A 17,941-nucleotide genomic window follows, 5' to 3' on the forward strand; every position below is an offset into this window, starting at 1 on the left:
AATCATGGTTTCACAGAATTTAATAAAAGACTATTTTACGTATGAGTTTTGGGTGAAAGCTGAGAAAAGTACCAGTAAAAACACTCGTTTTTTGATTTTACCGAAGAATATAAATCGAGCAACGGATTTAACTGGAATTGGTATAGCAGTAAGTTTCAATAATATACAAGTCCTGGAAACAGGTGCAAAATTTAGCCCAATCATTGAAGTACATCGTGATTTAAACTATTGGACTCATATCGCTGTTGTCTATCAAAACAAAGAAATTTATCTATATATTAATAGCAACTTAGTAAAGCGTATAGTAAGTAAAAAAGAGTTAGTTCTCTTCGTACCTCAAAGTGTGAATAGAAATAATTTTGCGGGAAGTATCCGTGGGTTACGAATATGGAGTTATTCACGTAATGCGAGTGAAATCAAATCGTTTATGAATCAGCTATTGCCATCGGATGAAAAAGGATTGGTATTTAATTATCATGGTGATATTAGAAATAGGGTAATTACGAAAACAAGAAATACCATCAAGAAGAAAAACAACAAAAAAGATACAAAGATAATCGCCTTATATTTACCGCAATTTCATGAAATAAAAGAAAATAACAATTGGTGGGGGAAAGGTTTTACAGAATGGTCAAATACAAAAAAAGCCAAACCATTATTTCACAATCACTACCAACCTCGAGAACCCTACAGAGACTTTTATTATGACCTTACTAATCCAGGTGTAAGAGCGTGGCAAGCAAAACTTGCCAAACAGTATGGAATTTTTGGCTTCTGTTATTATCATTATTGGTTTAAAGGTAGAAGGTTGTTAGAAAGGCCATTTAATGAAGTGTTAGCTAGTGGTAAGCCAGATTTTCCATTTTGTTTGTCTTGGGCTAATGAGCCATGGACTCGGAACTGGAATGGAGGATCTAGAAATGTTTTGATGCCTGAGGATTATGGAGAAAAAAGAGATTGGAAAGAGCATTTTAACTATCTTATCAAGGCATTTAAAGACAAAAGGTATATTCGAGTGAATAACAAACCATTATTCGTTATATATCGTCCTGAAACAATACCGAATTTAATTGATATGATGGATTATTGGGAGGAACTTGCGATACAACATGGATTAGAAGGAATTTACTTTGTTCAAACGTTTAACGGTTTTCGACCACTATCACCAATAAATAGATTCGATGCTGCCGTAGAGTTTGAGCCACACTTTACGCTAGCACATGGAAAAGACAATAATTTTTGGAAATTGGTTAATGGTTATAATGGTAAAGCAAAATATTTAGATTACGATCGTATTTGGGAAAGTATTTTAAGCAGAAATAATAAACAGCACAAGAAAGTATTTTTAGGAGCATTCACCGATTGGGATAATACTGCCCGAATGCAGTCATCTGGAACCATATATCACGGTGCAACACCAGCAAAGTTCAAAAATTATTTAAGTCGTCAAATTGATAGAGCAAATAATGTCTACGATAGTGAATTTTTATTTATTAATGCATGGAATGAGTGGGCAGAAGGTGCTTATCTCGAGCCAGATAAAAAATTCAAATATGGCTATTTAGAAGCTGTAAGAGACGCTTTAAAGATGAATCGCTAAGCGTAGATTAAAAAGAAGAGCAGATATTATATGTAAAAAGCTTAAGGGAACATATTTTATCTGCTTGTTTTTCTATGATTTATATAATTGGATTTGAATACGTGTTTTTCAGCTCACGTATAAGCGGCATACCTGTATCATAGGAGATATTGCCAATAATGTCGTGGATTAGATTTTTTTCATTACATTTATGACTATTCCAATAGTGGTGAATTAGTGGCAGTAATGTACAGATTTCTTTGCTAGCATCTTCATAATGGTCTAGGAAACTTCTTGTAGAAGGAACATTCGTGGCTGGATGATGCCATGTTCTATGCTCCTCATTAAGGTAATCTATATTTGTTTGAATTGGTTGATGTGAGTATGAAGATATAAAATTACCCAGTAATTTGTTTCTCCAGAGATTAGGATCAGCAAGTATCCTATGTGCCATGATCATGTCGTGATATGATTTTTTAATATATGCTTCAGGTGGTGAAAGCTCCGGATAGATTTTATGAATTGATTGATGCAGTATATGATGGCTATCTGACGGTATAGACTTTCCTACATAGATTTCTTGATAAACTGGAAATTTCCATGCTTCTTTTTTTCTTAATTTGAGCATCATGATCGTATCAATAATTACTTCAAGCTTTTGATGCTTACTACCTTCGTAACCCGCATGATAATGAATATATGGATGCGTGTGACGGTCTAATATGTGATGTGTTATAAAACCAAGTACATAAGATTGGACCTGAAAATTACAATTTTTTGCTTTACTTATTAATTCGAGTAAAAATTCACCGCATCGTTTTGTATGTAGAATTGTTCCTATTTGTTCTACTTGATTATCTTTTATCCAAGGCCAAAATTGATAATAGAAAAAAGGATCTGGTCCCTGTGCACCAAGATTTAATGCTGGCCCGTTGTATAGAGATAGATCTACTGAGTTGCATGCATCTTCAGCAAATAGGATATGCGTCCATATATTTGGCATGAAAGTCCTCCTAATAACACAAATTTTTGGTAGATTAGCCTTTACTAAAATAAGCTCACTTTATGTTATATTTTATCATGAATGGATAGAAATCGAAAAAAATTGCAAAATTTGATACACTATCATTGAGGATCTTACAAAGGGAGGAAATAAAATGGATTATCGTGTTGAAAAAGATACAATTGGGGAAATTCAAGTTCCTGCTGATAAATACTGGGGGGCGCAAACACAGCGTAGTAAGCAAAATTTTCCAATTGGAAATGAAAAAATGCCAGTCGAAATTATTAAAGCGTTTGCAATTCTAAAACGAAGTACTGCTGAAGCTAATTTTGAATTAGGCTTAATGGAACGAGATAAAATGGAAGCAATTCAATATGCTGCTGATCAGGTATTAAACGATTCTCTAACAGATCATTTCCCACTAGTCGTTTGGCAAACTGGTAGTGGTACGCAAAGTAATATGAATGTAAACGAAGTATTAGCTTTTGTAGGTAATAAATGGTTACAAGAACAGGGAAGCGATTTAAAATTACATCCCAATGATGATGTAAATAAATCTCAAAGTTCGAACGATACATATCCAACGGCAATGCATATTGCAGCCGTATTGAAATTAGAAGATACGGTATTACCAGCTTTGAGTCAGTTGAAAAATACTTTTGCAGAAAAGCAAAGTGCTTTTGAAAATATCGTGAAAATTGGTCGTACACATTTACAGGATGCGACTCCTCTAACACTAGGCCAGGAAATCAGTGGGTGGCATCGTATGTTAGAGAAATCTGAAACGATGATTTCAGAGAGTTTAGAGCATCTTCGTGAATTAGCAATAGGTGGAACAGCTGTAGGCACAGGCTTAAATGCACATCCAGATTTTTCAGAGAAAGTTTGTAAGGCAATTAGTACATTCACAAACAAAAAATTCATATCTGCAAAAAATAAATTTCATTCATTAACAAGTCATGACGAAACTGTATATGCACATGGTGCACTAAAGGGACTAGCAGCAGATTTAATGAAAATTGCAAATGATGTTCGTTGGTTAGCAAGCGGTCCACGCTGTGGCATTGGAGAAATTACGATTCCGGCGAATGAACCAGGAAGTTCAATTATGCCAGGGAAGGTAAATCCGACTCAAAGTGAAGCTGTAACAATGGTAGTAACTCAAGTAATGGGGAATGATGCTGCTATTGGTTTTGCCGCTAGTCAGGGGAATTTCGAATTGAATGTATTTAAGCCAGTAATTGCATATAATTTCTTACAATCAAGTCAATTATTAGCAGATAGTATAATTTCCTTCGATGAGCGCTGTGCGGTTGGAATCGAACCAAACCACGAGCAAATCGAAAAGAATCTTAATGATTCTTTAATGTTGGTTACCGCATTAAATCCGCATATAGGATACGAAAATGCAGCAAAAATTGCTAAAAAAGCATTTGCAGATAATTCAACTTTAAAAGAAACAGCTGTAGAATTAGGACTATTAACAGAAGAACAGTTTGATGAGTATGTTAATCCAGAGGAAATGACATATCCTAAATAAAAGTAATGATTAAAAAGTATCCATTTTTTATGGATACTTTTTTATTATATTACATATTTAACAGGTTGGTATCGCCATGATTACATTTCTCCTACAAATTACCAATGTTTATTTGTCATAAGTTTTGAGGATGTGCAGACAATAGTCTTACAGGAGGTGATATTAATGGCTAACAACAGTTCAAATCAATTAGTAGTTCCAGGAGTACAACAAGCTCTAGATCAAATGAAATATGAGATCGCTCAAGAATTTGGTGTGTCTTTAGGTGCTGATACAACTTCTCGTGCAAACGGTTCTGTAGGTGGAGAGATTACTAAACGTCTTGTTCAAACTGCTCAACAACAATTGCATGGCTAAATTTAAATAATAAAATAAATGGCTGAAAGGGAAGTCCAACAGGACTTCCCTTTCTTTCTTATATATATATTATTTTAGGCTTAGGTATTGGTTAAATCTTATTTAATGCGTTGTTCACTATCTTTATCAAAGAAATGTGCTTTGTTTAAATCAAATCCGAGATCAATACTTTCTCCGCCTTTAACATCTGTACGTGAATCAACACGAGCTACAAATTCTTGCCCATCAACACTAGAATAAAGAATAGATTCTGCACCCATTAATTCTGCAACTTCAATATTAGCAGTTACTTTAGTACCTGGAGAAGACTCGATAAATATTAATTCATCATGAATATCTTCTGGACGTACACCTAGTACCAATTCTTTTCCTTCGTACCCTTGTTCACGAAGTACTTTCAGTTTACCTTCAGGTACAGTGAATTTAGATTCACCAATAATAAAGTTTCCTCCATCTAATTTCCCGGTGAAGAAGTTCATAGATGGTGAACCAATAAATCCGCCAACAAAAATGTTTTCAGGATAATCGTACACTTCTTTTGGAGCACCCACTTGCTGAATAACTCCATCTTTCATAACAACTAAGCGAGTAGCCATCGTCATTGCTTCTGTTTGATCATGTGTTACATAAATCGTAGTTGTTTGTAAGCGTTGGTGTAGTTTTTGAATTTCTGCTCGCATTTGCACACGAAGCTTAGCATCTAAGTTAGATAATGGTTCATCCATTAGGAATACCTTTGCATCACGGACAATTGCACGTCCTAATGCAACACGTTGACGCTGACCACCAGAAAGTGCTTTTGGTTTACGGTCAAGGTATGCTTCTAAACCAAGAATTTTAGCTGCATTATCCACACGTTCCTTAATTTCTTCTTTTTTAAATTTACGAAGCTTCAATCCGAATGCCATGTTATCGAATACGTTCATATGTGGGTAGAGGGCATAGTTTTGGAATACCATGGCAATATCACGGTCTTTTGGAGCAACATCGTTCATTTTTTTCTCATCGATGTAAAATTCTCCATCGGTAATTTCTTCTAGTCCAGCAATCATTCTTAAAGTAGTTGATTTACCACAACCAGAAGGACCTACAAAGACGATAAACTCCTTATCTTGAATATGTAGGTTAAAATCATTTACTGCAAGTACTTCCTTATCATATTTCTTTTGAATATGTTCTAAGCGTAATTCAGCCATTTCTTATTCCCCCTATTTTTTGTGTTAACGATTACATTTATTGTACAAGAGGAGTTGATATGATTATACGGTAAATATGCACAAAGATACTAATCGGTTTTGTGCATATTAGCTATAATGGCTAAATAGACCGTAATTGCTTGATCAAATTGTTTTACATCAATTCCTGTGCTTTCATGAAATTTATCAAGGCGATATTGTATGCTATTACGATGCATATATAATTTTTTAGATGTCTCTGATAAATTTAAATTACATTCAATAAAGGTTTGAATGGTTTCTAATGCATCTTCATCTTCGGTGAATTCTTTTAATATCCAATTACTTAATTGTTTTTTGTCTTGCACTTCAAGTTGTTTTATGAGTTGGAAAGGATAGTCCTCGATAAAATAAACAACAGGTGAATCATGATGTTGTAGGCTTGAAAACGCCTGTGTAGCTAATAATTCTACATACTCAGAAATGGTATTTAGATTACAAAGGTATGGACCAATATAAAATGCTGTTTTAATATACAATTCACTCATCAATGTATCTGCTATTTGATAATAACTAAGCGTTTCTTCTAATTTGGAAGCTTGCTCTTCTATTAAAAAACCAGCATATTCATTATGCCAAAGGATAGAGACCGATCCGGTGAAAAATTCCTGAATGGTTGTTTTAAAAATAGTTGGTTCAATATGTCCTTGATGTATCTGAAAATATACAAATCGGAAATTACCTTCCACGTTCTCTACTTCATTTTTATCTGCATGAATCCTATTTTTCCATAATTTTTCATGCTCCGTTTTGATTGGGATATTTATAAGATATTTAGTTAAAAACGAGGAAAGTATGGCATTATCTTTTTCAGTTATTTCATCTTTGTGTATGCCAATAACTTCTCCTTCTTTGGTTTGAAACCAATTGTAGTTATCAGGAAGACGAGAAGTATTCGTCGGTAAAGTACAAATACTAGGAAAGTATTTCTGTAACATTTCAATCATTGTGTTATACCCCTTTATTCACATTTCGTATATCTATTATAACAAGTAAGACATAAACTTCCTCCAAAAATCGCATAGGTATTGGTATACATCAGAGTTCACCTTTGTTATAGTAGCATGGAGACAAATCAAGGAGGATGAATAAAGATGGCAAATACACTAGATGTAGCAAATAATTTAGAACAAGCTCTACGTGAGAGTGATGAGTTTAAAAGCTTAAAAGAAGCATATGAAGCAGTTATGGGAGAACCAACAGCAAAACAAATGTTTGAAAACTTCCGTGATACGCAACTAAGCCTACAAGAAAAGCAAATGCAAGGAATCGAAATTACAGAAGAAGAAGTTGAAAAAGCAAGACAAGTTGTAGAAACTGTTCAACAACATGAGGGTATCTCTAAATTAATGGAAGAAGAACAACGTTTAAACAACTTAATTAATGAGATTAGCCAAATCATTACAAAACCATTAGAAGATTTATACGGTACAGCTGAACAAAACTAATTTATAAGAGTGCTATTACCAAACTTGGTAGATAGCACCCTTTTTTTGAGCAAATGTAGCTGTGTATCTACCGATGGAATAATACTAATTTTGCATCTGGACTGACGCAGCGATGTGTATGCTCCGTATATCCTTCTTCTTCAAGCTGTGCTTGTCCAATTTCTTTTGCGGACGCATCATTCTCTGCAGTGAATGATGTATCCAATAACTTTTCCCCCGTCTTTGAAAAAACCGTTAATGCATAGGTTCTCATACCCCAATCCCCCTTATATACTATAGATATTATTATAAAGCAATACAGTATTTTCTGGCAATTTATCTTACTACATAATTCTCCCTCTTTAAAGCAATAAACCTATTCAAAAAGAGGGACTTGGAGAGTATAAGTTTTGAAAAGTATTGTAATTAAATAGGACTTTATATAGACTTTAATTGGGATAGATATAGTTCATATAATATAAAGAAGGAGGTAATATGACTATGGCTCTAAAATTAAATAATGTTACAAAACGATTTGACACTCATACTGCTGTGAATAATCTTTCTTTGGAAATTCCCGAGAAGGAAATGTTTGGTTTTCTGGGAGGAAATGGAGCAGGCAAAACAACTACATTTCGTATGATTCTTGGTTTATTAGACATTACTGAAGGAGACATTACATGGAAAGGGGAGTCAATTTCATATGAGAAAAGCCATCTAATTGGTTATTTGCCAGAGGAGAGAGGTTTATATCCCAAATTAACAGTAAGAGAGCAAATCATTTATCTAGGAAAATTAAGAGGAATGAAAAAAAATCAAATTGAAGAAGAATTAATAAAGTGGTTAGAGCGGTTTCGTGTACCAGAATATTTAAATAAAAAAGTAGAAGAATTATCTAAAGGAAATCAACAAAAAATTCAGTTTATATCAGCGGTTATTCATCGCCCTCAACTATTAATTTTGGATGAACCTTTCTCAGGTCTTGATCCTGTAAATGTAGAAATGTTAAAAGAAGCGGTAATCGAGCTAAGAGACAAAGGAACGTCTATTGTTTTTTCTTCACATCGAATGGAACATGTAGAAGAATTATGTCAGCATGTTTGCATTTTACAAAAAGGGACTCCCATTGTTCATGGTTCATTACAAGAAATTAAAAAAACATATGGGAAGAAGAATTTGCATATTCGCGGAGATGTTTCGTTTGAATTCTTACGGACATATTCAGGAGTTTCCTCTTACAAAGCGCTAAATGATGGATGCAAGCTTCAAATTGAAAGTGAAGAAGTGGCACAACAGATATTTGAATCACTCCAAGGCAAAGGGTTTATCCGTAAGTTTGAACTGGAAGAACCCTCGTTAAATGATATCTTTATTGCAAAGGTAGGTGCTTCTTATGAATAAATTTTGGATTATCTTATCTCATACATACTTATCAAAAGTAAAATCAAAATCATTTATAATTAGTACTGCCATTACGTTGTTAGTAATTATAGGTTTGGCTAATTTACCAACAATTATAGATACTTTTTCTGATGATGGAGAAGAGCGTGCAGAGCAGATAGCTGTAATTGATGAATCTGGGAATTATTTTGACTTATTAGATGAAAACTTAGCTGCTGCGAATGAACAACAATTAGAAATTGTGCCCGTAGATGAATCAGAGGAAGATGTGAAGCAGGCTGTTCAGGATGAGGAATACGAGGGTCTTCTTGTAATTGAAACGGATGAGAATAATTTACCTACAGGTACTTATTATGCAAATCGAATTTCGGATAGTGGGGAACAATTATTTTTACAAAACCAACTACAGCAATTAAAGATAGCGATTGGTACACAGCAGTCAGGGATAGATCAAGAAACATTAGAAATGATTTACGCTCCAGTACCATTTGAATCTACACAACTAGATGAAACAGCAAGAACTTCGGAAGAAATGAGTCAAGCACGTGGTATTGTATATGTTATGTTATTCGTACTATATATGGCAGTTATCATTTATGGACAGATGATTGCAACCGATGTAGCCATTGAAAAATCTTCAAAGGTCATGGAAATATTAGTATCAAGTGCATCGCCTATTACACATATGTTTGCTAAGATCTTCGGAGTTGCATTGCTCGGTTTAACGCAAGTACTTCTATTCTTAGGAGTAGGGTATTTCATGATTCGTTCGAAGATGGATGAAATTGGCGGAGAATTCTTTGAATATATGGGCTTAACGAACAATGACGTATCTATTTATATTTATGCAGTCGTATTTTTCCTTTTGGGTTATTTCCTATATGCTACATTAGCTGCAATGTTAGGTTCATTAGTTAGCCGTATTGAAGATGTAAATCAACTCATTATGCCGATGATAATGCTAGTAATGATTGCATTCTTTATTGCAATGTTTGGATTAAATGCACCTGAATCTACACTAATTACGGTTACATCATTTATTCCGTTTTTTGCGCCAATGATTATGTTCTTAAGAGTTGGTATGCTTAATGTACCTGTGTGGGAAATTGTATTATCTTTCGGTTTACTGATAGGGACAATTGCTTTATTAGCTTATATTGGTGCAAAGGTATACAGTGGCGGGGTATTGATGTACGGAAAGTCGGGATCTTTGAAAGATTTTAAAAAAGCGATGAAACTTTCTAAAAAAGAAAAGTAATTTTATTCACTTTTAAAAAATGTATAGATAAAACAAAGGGAGAGGGCAAAATCATTAAATAGTTGATTTTGCCCTCAGTTTCGCTATAGTGAAATTCGCCTTGATATACATCAAAGGACGCATTTCTAGAGAGTATTAACCTTTAGACAAATTTATGATTGGTTACTACTCACTATCATTAGGCTCAAGTTCTTCTTCGGTAACCCATTTATGGTTTTTAACTTCTTCACCCGATTCGGTTACATAGTCAATCATATATACGGTTGTTTCGGTGCCGTCTTCAATGGTTGCTGTTGCACCATCCATACCTTCCATATGAGCAGCATTAATAGTTACTTCATCTCCAGATTGATAAGGATTTTTATTTGCATTGTCAATTTCTTCTTGGATTATCCATTTGTGATCTTCAACCATTTCACCGCCATCTGTTGGTTGATAACTAACCATGTAAGCAGTAGTATCGTAAGCACCAACAATTGTTCCGGAAGCTCCTTCCATACCGGGCATATGTGATGCGGTGATTGTTATTTCATCTCCCGCAGCATAGGTTGGATCCTCTGCTTCTATTAAACCTTCAGGGATTTCACCGCTCTCATCATGATCCGAATGTTCATGTTCACTTTTATTTTCTTCTTCGAGGTCTCCTTCAGGCACTTGTTCATTATCCGGAAGCATGTTTCTTTCTTCGTTTTCATCCATATTGTTTTCGTTAGTGCATGCATATAATCCCATCAGTAACACAAATACCCCAACGAAGTATCCAAATCTTTTTGTCATAGTTATAAGCTCCTTTCACCAGTTGTACAAGTATTATTCACGCAATTGATGCATGATAAACGCAAAGGATGGAAAATAATAGATAATAACTAAGCGAATATATTGACATAGATACATTAGGGGGGTATAGTATTACTAGAACAATGAAGGAGTGATTAAAATGGATTCATTGCAAGATCATACAAATCATCCAAGATCCAATGCAGAAAAACAAGCGGTAACAAACCGTTTGAAACGTATAGAAGGACAAGTAAGAGGAATACAAATGATGGTAGAAGAGGATCGTTATTGTGTAGATATACTCGTTCAGATTAGTGCCATTCAAGCTGCATTAAAAAAAGTAGGCTTTGAAATCACAGAGAGGCATATGAAGCATTGTGTAAGTGATGCGGTGAAATCTGGTGAAGGTAATGAAGCAATTGAAGAAGTAATGAGTGTGTTAAAGCAGTTTACGAAGTAAGGAGTGGGTCTAATGGCTAATAAACAGTCAACATATCATATTACCGGTATGACATGTGCCGCTTGCTCCAACCGTATAGAAAAAGTATTAAATCGTATGGATGGGGTAGAAGCTAATGTGAATCTAACTACCGAGAAAGCATCAATTCGATACGATGATTCCAAATTTACGAATGATGATTTAACCAAAAAAATAGAAAAAATTGGGTATGGCATTCAAATAGAGAAGGTTGATTTAGACATTAGCGGTATGACATGTGCCGCTTGTTCCAATCGAATAGAAAAAGTATTAAACAAAATGGATGGTGTAAAAGACGCAACGGTAAATCTTACTACGGAAACGGGATCTATTTATTATTATCCAGATTTGATATTGGAATCTGATCTATTGAACAAAATAAAGAAAATAGGATACGAGGCAACTCCTAGAAGTGAGAATAAGGAAAATATAAAACAAAAACAGATAGCAAGAACGAAGCGAAAATTAATAATTTCAGCAGTATTATCTTTTCCATTACTACTAACTATGCTGGTACATCTTTTTAATTTTGAAATTCCTGCTTTTTTAATGAATCCATGGTTCCAATTGGTAGTAGCAACACCGATTCAATTTTGGGTCGGGTGGCAGTTCTACGTTGGAGCATTTAAGAATTTGCGTAATAAAACTGCAAATATGGACGTATTAGTTGCAGTTGGCACTAGTGCAGCTTACTTTTATAGTCTGTACGAAGGATTATTAACGATTAATAATTCTGCTTATCACCCACATCTTTATTACGAGACAAGTGCAATTATTATTACACTCGTATTGTTTGGTAAGTACCTCGAAGCACGTGCAAAAGGACAAACTACAACTGCTATTACAAAGCTATTAAATCTACAAGCCAAAGAGGCCAGAGTATTACGTAAAGGAACGGAACTTCTAATTCCTCTAGAAGAAGTGGTTGTTGGAGATCGATTAATTGTAAAACCAGGAGAAAAAATACCAGTAGACGGTATCGTAAAACAAGGAAGAACCTCCGTTGATGAGTCGATGATTACTGGGGAGTCTATACCTGTAGAAAAAAATTTGGACTCAGAAGTGATAGGTTCAACAATAAATAAAAATGGTTCAATTGAAATGGAAGCATCTAGAGTAGGTACGGAGACTGCATTATCATCTATTGTGAAAGCTGTGGAGGATGCTCAAGGATCGAAAGCGCCAATACAACGATTAGCGGATGTTATTTCAGGATACTTTGTTCCAGTCATTGTCATGATAGCAATCTTAACCTTCTTTGTCTGGTTTCTATTTGTGCAACCAAATCAAGTGGAACCTGCTTTAGTAGCGTCCATTGCAGTATTAGTAATTGCTTGTCCCTGTGCATTAGGTTTGGCAACACCAACTTCAATTATGGTGGGTACTGGACGTGCAGCAGAGAGTGGAATTCTTTTCAAAGGTGGAGAGCACATAGAGCAAGCGTACAAAATTCAATCCGTAGTATTTGATAAAACTGGGACTATAACCAATGGCAAACCAGTCGTAACTGATTTTAATGGAGACGATGAGACGCTATTATTATTAGCAAGTGCAGAAAAAGGGTCAGAACATCCTCTTGCCGAAGCAATTACACAACATGCGGAGGAAAAACAACTGGATTTATTATCAACAACTGATTTTGAAGCTATTCCAGGTCGTGGTATAACTGCAAAGATAGATAATAAGCATATTATTGTCGGAAATCGTCAATTAATGAAAGAATATAAGGTAGATAGCAGAAAAGAAGAAGAACATTTATTAGAACTAGAAAATGAAGGAAAAACTGCTATGTTAATTGCAATCGACGGGAAAATCCGAGGTACTGTCGCTGTTGCTGATACGATTAAAGAAAATGCCAAGGAAGCTATAAACCAATTAAAAGATATGAATATACAAGTAGTTATGTTAACAGGTGATAATGAACGAACTGCGAAAGCTATTGGACGATTAGCTGGAATAGATCATATTATTGCTGAAGTATTACCTGAAGAGAAAGCCGAAAATATAAAAGCGTTGCAAAAAGATGGAACTGCAGTCGCAATGGTTGGAGATGGAATTAATGATGCCCCTGCTCTTGCTGTGGCAGATATCGGAATTGCGATTGGAACTGGTACTGAAATCGCAATTGAGGCAGCTGATATTACGATTTTAGGAGGAGATCTTCTCCTTGTATCAAAAGCTATTAAGATTAGTCAAGCAACGATTAAAAATATAAAGCAAAATCTATTCTGGGCTTTTGGTTACAATACTGCTGGAGTACCAATTGCAGCAATTGGATTATTAGCTCCTTGGATTGCTGGGGCTGCGATGGCTTTAAGTTCCGTAAGTGTCGTTACAAATTCATTAAGACTAAAAAAACTAAAGGTTTAATAACATGAAAGGGAGTATTATTGTGAATAAAACATTACTAGTACAAGGCATGTCATGTGGACATTGTAAACAATCCGTGGAAGGCGCCCTAAATAGCGTAGAGGGTGTGTCAGAAGTGAGCGTAAATCTTTCTACAGGAGAAGTTAATGTTTCTTTTGATGATAATAAAGTTACAACCGAACTGTTAGAAGATACAGTTGAAGAGCAAGGATATGATATCGTAGCTTCATAATACAGTTGTGATTTAACCCCTTGAACTATAAAATGTTTAAGGGGTATTTCATTGCGGTATAAACAGAACGTGCATTCTGTTTTACTGTTTGGTAGAATAAGTTGTAAGGGGAGGAGTGGAGTAAAATGCCAGAGTCGATATCATTTATTCATGCGGCAGACCTACATTTAGATAGTCCCTTTAAAGGACTGCAGAATATACCTGAAGAAATTTTTCAAGAAATTCAAGAAAGTACATTTACGACATTAGATAATTTAATCGAACAGGCGATTATTCATAAAGTTGACTTTTTATTATTAGTAGGGGATTTATATGATAACGATAATCAAAGCTTAAAAGCACAAGTGCGACTTAGAAATGCTTTTCAAAAGCTTAAAGAATATCATATTCAAGTATTCCTTTCCTATGGAAATCATGATTATTTGAATGAACGTTCCTTATCTGTACAATTTCCTAGTAATGTTCATATGTTTACAAGTGAGAAGGTGTCTTACTTTCCATTTAATAAAAACAAAGAAACTTTAGCCCATATTTATGGATTTAGTTATGAAAGTAGAGCGGTTCATGACTCCAAGGTATTAGATTATCAAAGGAAAAATGAACAAATACCCTATCATATTGGATTATTGCATGGAAGTATAACTACGAATACCGAACATGATATGTATGCACCGTTTCATATAGAAGAATTAAAAAATACCCACATGGATTATTGGGCACTTGGCCATATTCATAAAAGAGAAGTACTATCTGACGCTCCACCAATTATCTACCCAGGAAATATACAAGGTCGTCATCGGAAGGAAATAGGTGAAAAAGGATGCTTTTTCGTTGAAATGAACGAGTTTGAAGTTCAAAAACAATTTATACCATTAGAATCAATACGGTTCGAACAAGTAGAATTAGATTTGTCTGGAGTTGAATTTCTACATAATATCGAATCACTTGTTTTACAATCCCTTCCTCAATTAAAGAATCCAGGATTAATTGAATTAATTATAAAGTTGAGTGAACAACAATACGAAAGCTGGGAACGATCACGCATTGAAGAGTGGATAGATATAATAAATGAAATAACTATCACTCAATCTCCATGGATTTATATATATCGTACCTCGATTCAAATTCCGAAACGTCTTGAATTTGAAGAAAATAGTCCCTTCTTTGCGATGATAAACAAACAAATAGAAGAAGTACCTATTCAACCAATTGTAGATGAATTATATCAAAACAAACAAGCTAGAAAATATATTAATACGTTATCAGAATCAGAGATAGAAGAAATAAAGCAAGAAGCAGATCAATTCTTACAAGACGTATTTCGGAGAGGATGAGATTATGCGAATTACGGATATTATTATCTATGGGTTTGGACAATGGGTTGATCAACAATTCACCTTCTCATCTTCTAAAATCACAACAATCTATGGGGAAAATGAATCTGGAAAATCAACATTACAACAATTTATTATATTTATGCTTTTTGGCATGCCCCCAAAACAACGAAGATTCTATCAACCAAAGAATAGTAGTAAGATGGGTGGCCGAATGGTCATAATGACACCAGAGCATCATCGTATCATCATTGAACGTATAGATGATGAGAGCAAAGGGAAAGCAAGCTGTATTCTAGAAGATGGATCTGTAAAGGACGAAGAATGGTTAAACAAACTTCTAAATGGAATAGGAATTGATACATATCAATCTATTTTTTCTTTTTCGGATACTGATCTAGCTCATATTCGAATGATGCAAGAGGATGAACTTAATGAAATATTGCTGAGTATAGGATTGACAGGTTCTTCTATTATTTATGACGCAGAGAAGCGTCTGCATCAAGAAATAGGAAGTTTGTACAAGCCTTCTGGCAGAAAGCCTGAGATAAACGAACAATTAACCTTAATTCAACAGCAATCTAAAGAATTAGCTGAATTGAGAAAGAGTGAAAGTACTTACAATAATAAAGTCGAACATAAGCAATATCTACAAGAACGTTATTACACTGTTCAGGAAGAACTTGTTAAGCTGCGTCAAGAAAGCAGGAAACTTGATACATTCATACAAGCCTTACCTTTGTTGAGAGAAGTTAGATCAATTCAACATCAATTACATAATTCAAATCATATAGAGGACTTTCCTGAACATGGTGTAGAGAGAATGGACCAATATAGAGAGCATATTCTACCGCTTCGAAGTGAAAAAAGTACACGAGAAAATAACGTTGTAAAATATCACGATAAGATGCTAGAAGCGAAAGACCTTTTATTATCAGACTCAACGGAAGAATCATTAAATGAGTTATTGGATAAATATAGTGAAGTTCAATTTGCTGTTGAAGAGAGGAAGAGATTATCTAAGCTCATTTCAAAACAGAAAACAAGATTAGATGAGGAGTTTCAACAATTACATGTAAATATTTCTATATCTGAGCTAGATAAATTAACATTGCCCTTTTATATAGAGAAACATTGGGGGAAAATTAGGGCAGATGCAGAAAAGTTATCTTATGAAAAACAACAGTCGGAAGAACAAAAAAGTCAGCTAATGGAAGAAAACGAGTTTTTAAAAGGTAAACAAAGAAATATAGAAAATCAATTGTTACATGAAGCGCATGTAGACGAATTAAAGCAACGGATTGATGCTTACCAAACTAATAAAGTTTTACAAGCTGAAAATCAAAAAATGTATCAAAAGTGGCAACAGACAGGTCAACATAAAAAGAATCTTAACAAACGTATATTATATAGTTCAATTATTATAGCAAGTATATTTATGATAACTTCATTTGTTATTACTGAGTTTTGGTTAGCTGTATTGTCCATAATCGTTATTGGTTTTGGTTATAGTATACGACGTATAAATCAGCAAACGATTGATATGGTGGAAGATATGTCAGAAGCCAATGGCCCTGACGATACTGCTCTTGTTGATGTGACACTAGAGGAGTACCATGAGGCAATAAGTATATTAGAAGAGCAAGAAAACTTACAAAAAGAAAGCGAACAATTTAATAAAAAGATACAGGACAATGAGTTTGCCTGGATGGAATGGAAAAGGAAACAGACGACTATTTTTGAGAGGTTAGAACATGTAGATAGACAGAAGCAAGAACAAGTTACCGAATACCCTTTTCTAATTTCGATTGAAGTTGACTATTGGCCAGATTTATATCATCATTTGCAACGGTTCATTCAATTAAATGAACAATTGAATGAAGATGAACAATTATATCTGCTAGAATCAACGAAAGTAGATAATTACATGAATCAATGTGAACAATGGGCTCTAAATAATGATAAGCAGTTAGATTTATTTGATCCTGAAAATGTCCTAACACAATTAGCAGCAATAAAAGAAAAGAACGATCGGACCCTTCAAGAATATCAACATTATAGAACACTTTGGCAGGAAGAAAGAAATCTTGAGCAACAGCTTGAAGAATCTATTTCGGTTTATCAAGAATCTATTGATAAATTATTAATACAGGCAAAGGCGGAAGATGAAGAAACCTTCTATCAGAATGCTACATTGTATAAAGAGGAAACGGCATTAAAAGAAAGAAATATAGAATTGCAAAATCAACTGATCAATATTTTTCCAGATGGGTTTGCATCTTATCTTAAGCAATTAGAATCAAATGAATATTATATGAAAATGCAAGAACAACAAAATACTACCTTAAAAGAGCTAGAAGAAGAAGTAGAGGATATTCGAAATAACCTTGCAGAAGAACAAGCTATCATTAATTCATTAGAAGGCTCCAATGAACTGTCAAAAAAGACTCATCAAGTAGAATTAGAAAAAGAAAAGCTAAATGCTTTGTTTCGACAATGGGCAATCCGAAAAGTTGCGAAATCTTATTTAACAGAAGCAAAGAAAAACTATCGAGATCAATATTTGACAAGTGTTATACAAGAAGCAAATATATATTTTAGTACTTTAACCGATCAACGTTATGTTAAAATATACCCACCAATAAAAAATCAAGGATTTATTGTCGAAACGAATGAGCAAAGAATATTTCATGTGAAGGAATTATCACAAGGAACAATTGACCAACTCTATATTTCGTTACGATTAGCAATTAGTAAAATCATGAGTCAACAATATTTATTGCCTTTCCTAATTGATGATGCCTTGGTACATTTTGATACGAAACGAATGGAACGAGTTATAAAAATTCTACGTCGTACTGCTGAAAATCAACAAGTGATTTTATTTACATGTAAAGAAGAAATTATGCAGCTAGTAGAAGGGGAAGTATTGCAATTATAGTAGGGGGAG

The 17,941-nt window shown here is 34.3% G+C and carries 16 protein-coding genes and 1 pseudogene; 12 read left to right on the plus strand and 5 right to left on the minus strand.

Annotation, left to right across the window (positions count from 1 at the left end):
- Positions 1-4: 4 nt before the first annotated feature.
- Together OB_RS18615 and OB_RS05970 are read left to right on the plus strand one after the other, a co-directional pair.
- Positions 5-409: pseudogene (locus OB_RS18615) on the plus strand (LamG-like jellyroll fold domain-containing protein); the annotation flags it as partial.
- Between the two features lie 111 nt (positions 410-520).
- Entirely contained in the window at positions 521-1,600 is a 1,080-nt protein-coding gene (locus OB_RS05970; RefSeq protein WP_041544490.1) for a glycoside hydrolase family 99-like domain-containing protein, read from the plus strand.
- Between the two features lie 79 nt (positions 1,601-1,679).
- Here the strand turns inward: OB_RS05970 and OB_RS05975 are convergent, their stop codons facing one another.
- Positions 1,680-2,582: a zinc dependent phospholipase C family protein gene (locus tag OB_RS05975; RefSeq protein ID WP_011065532.1), complete on the minus strand. Its 903-nt coding sequence runs from the start codon at positions 2,580-2,582 to the stop codon at positions 1,680-1,682.
- Between the two features lie 154 nt (positions 2,583-2,736).
- On the opposite strand from OB_RS05975, the gene fumC reads away from it, so the two are divergent.
- The gene (gene fumC, locus OB_RS05980; RefSeq protein WP_011065533.1) at positions 2,737-4,122 is read left to right on the plus strand and encodes a class II fumarate hydratase; all 1,386 of its coding nucleotides are present in this window, start codon (positions 2,737-2,739) and stop codon (positions 4,120-4,122) included.
- Between the two features lie 165 nt (positions 4,123-4,287).
- The gene (locus OB_RS05985; protein ID WP_011065534.1) at positions 4,288-4,479 is read left to right on the plus strand and encodes an alpha/beta-type small acid-soluble spore protein; all 192 of its coding nucleotides are present in this window, start codon (positions 4,288-4,290) and stop codon (positions 4,477-4,479) included.
- 98 nt (positions 4,480-4,577) lie between these two features.
- Here OB_RS05985 and OB_RS05990 read toward each other — a convergent pair whose 3' ends face one another.
- Both OB_RS05990 and OB_RS05995 read right to left on the minus strand, forming a co-directional pair.
- Complete coding sequence (locus OB_RS05990; protein WP_011065535.1) at positions 4,578-5,675, minus strand: ABC transporter ATP-binding protein; 1,098 nt, start codon at positions 5,673-5,675, stop codon at positions 4,578-4,580.
- Between the two features lie 89 nt (positions 5,676-5,764).
- Positions 5,765-6,661 (minus strand): PucR family transcriptional regulator, encoded by an 897-nt coding sequence (locus tag OB_RS05995; RefSeq protein ID WP_011065536.1) that lies wholly within the window; start codon positions 6,659-6,661, stop codon positions 5,765-5,767.
- 147 nt (positions 6,662-6,808) lie between these two features.
- Between OB_RS05995 and OB_RS06000 the strand changes: the two genes are divergently transcribed.
- Positions 6,809-7,162, plus strand: a complete 354-nt coding sequence (locus OB_RS06000) for a YlbF family regulator (protein ID WP_011065537.1) — start codon at positions 6,809-6,811, stop codon at positions 7,160-7,162.
- 67 nt (positions 7,163-7,229) lie between these two features.
- Here the strand turns inward: OB_RS06000 and OB_RS06005 are convergent, their stop codons facing one another.
- Positions 7,230-7,415 (minus strand): YhzD family protein, encoded by a 186-nt coding sequence (locus tag OB_RS06005; RefSeq protein ID WP_011065538.1) that lies wholly within the window; start codon positions 7,413-7,415, stop codon positions 7,230-7,232.
- Between the two features lie 227 nt (positions 7,416-7,642).
- Between OB_RS06005 and OB_RS06010 the strand changes: the two genes are divergently transcribed.
- Together OB_RS06010 and OB_RS06015 are read left to right on the plus strand one after the other, a co-directional pair.
- Positions 7,643-8,542, plus strand: coding sequence for an ABC transporter ATP-binding protein (locus OB_RS06010; protein ID WP_011065539.1), 900 nt, complete (start codon positions 7,643-7,645; stop codon positions 8,540-8,542).
- The gene (locus OB_RS06015; RefSeq protein ID WP_011065540.1) at positions 8,535-9,800 is read left to right on the plus strand and encodes an ABC transporter permease; all 1,266 of its coding nucleotides are present in this window, start codon (positions 8,535-8,537) and stop codon (positions 9,798-9,800) included. Before OB_RS06010 ends, OB_RS06015 begins: the two co-directional genes overlap by 8 nt.
- Positions 9,801-9,965: 165 nt before the next feature.
- On the opposite strand, the gene OB_RS06020 is transcribed toward OB_RS06015, so the two are convergent.
- Positions 9,966-10,577 (minus strand): YdhK family protein, encoded by a 612-nt coding sequence (locus OB_RS06020; protein WP_011065541.1) that lies wholly within the window; start codon positions 10,575-10,577, stop codon positions 9,966-9,968.
- Between the two features lie 160 nt (positions 10,578-10,737).
- Between OB_RS06020 and OB_RS06025 the strand changes: the two genes are divergently transcribed.
- From OB_RS06025 to OB_RS06045, 5 genes are all read left to right on the plus strand, one after another.
- Positions 10,738-11,037, plus strand: a complete 300-nt coding sequence (locus OB_RS06025; protein WP_011065542.1) for a metal-sensing transcriptional repressor — start codon at positions 10,738-10,740, stop codon at positions 11,035-11,037.
- A gap of 12 nt (positions 11,038-11,049) precedes the next feature.
- Positions 11,050-13,425, plus strand: coding sequence for a heavy metal translocating P-type ATPase (locus OB_RS06030; RefSeq protein WP_011065543.1), 2,376 nt, complete (start codon positions 11,050-11,052; stop codon positions 13,423-13,425).
- Positions 13,426-13,429: 4 nt separating this feature from the next.
- The gene (gene copZ, locus OB_RS06035; RefSeq protein WP_041544112.1) at positions 13,430-13,657 is read left to right on the plus strand and encodes a copper chaperone CopZ; all 228 of its coding nucleotides are present in this window, start codon (positions 13,430-13,432) and stop codon (positions 13,655-13,657) included.
- A 125-nt stretch (positions 13,658-13,782) separates the two neighbouring features.
- The gene (locus tag OB_RS06040) at positions 13,783-14,991 is read left to right on the plus strand and encodes a metallophosphoesterase family protein (RefSeq protein WP_011065545.1); all 1,209 of its coding nucleotides are present in this window, start codon (positions 13,783-13,785) and stop codon (positions 14,989-14,991) included.
- Positions 14,992-14,995: 4 nt separating this feature from the next.
- The gene (locus tag OB_RS06045; RefSeq protein WP_011065546.1) at positions 14,996-17,932 is read left to right on the plus strand and encodes an ATP-binding protein; all 2,937 of its coding nucleotides are present in this window, start codon (positions 14,996-14,998) and stop codon (positions 17,930-17,932) included.
- Positions 17,933-17,941: the final 9 nt, after the last annotated feature.

This window comes from Oceanobacillus iheyensis HTE831 (assembly GCF_000011245.1).
Classification (GTDB): Bacteria; Bacillota; Bacilli; order Bacillales; family Amphibacillaceae; genus Oceanobacillus; species Oceanobacillus iheyensis.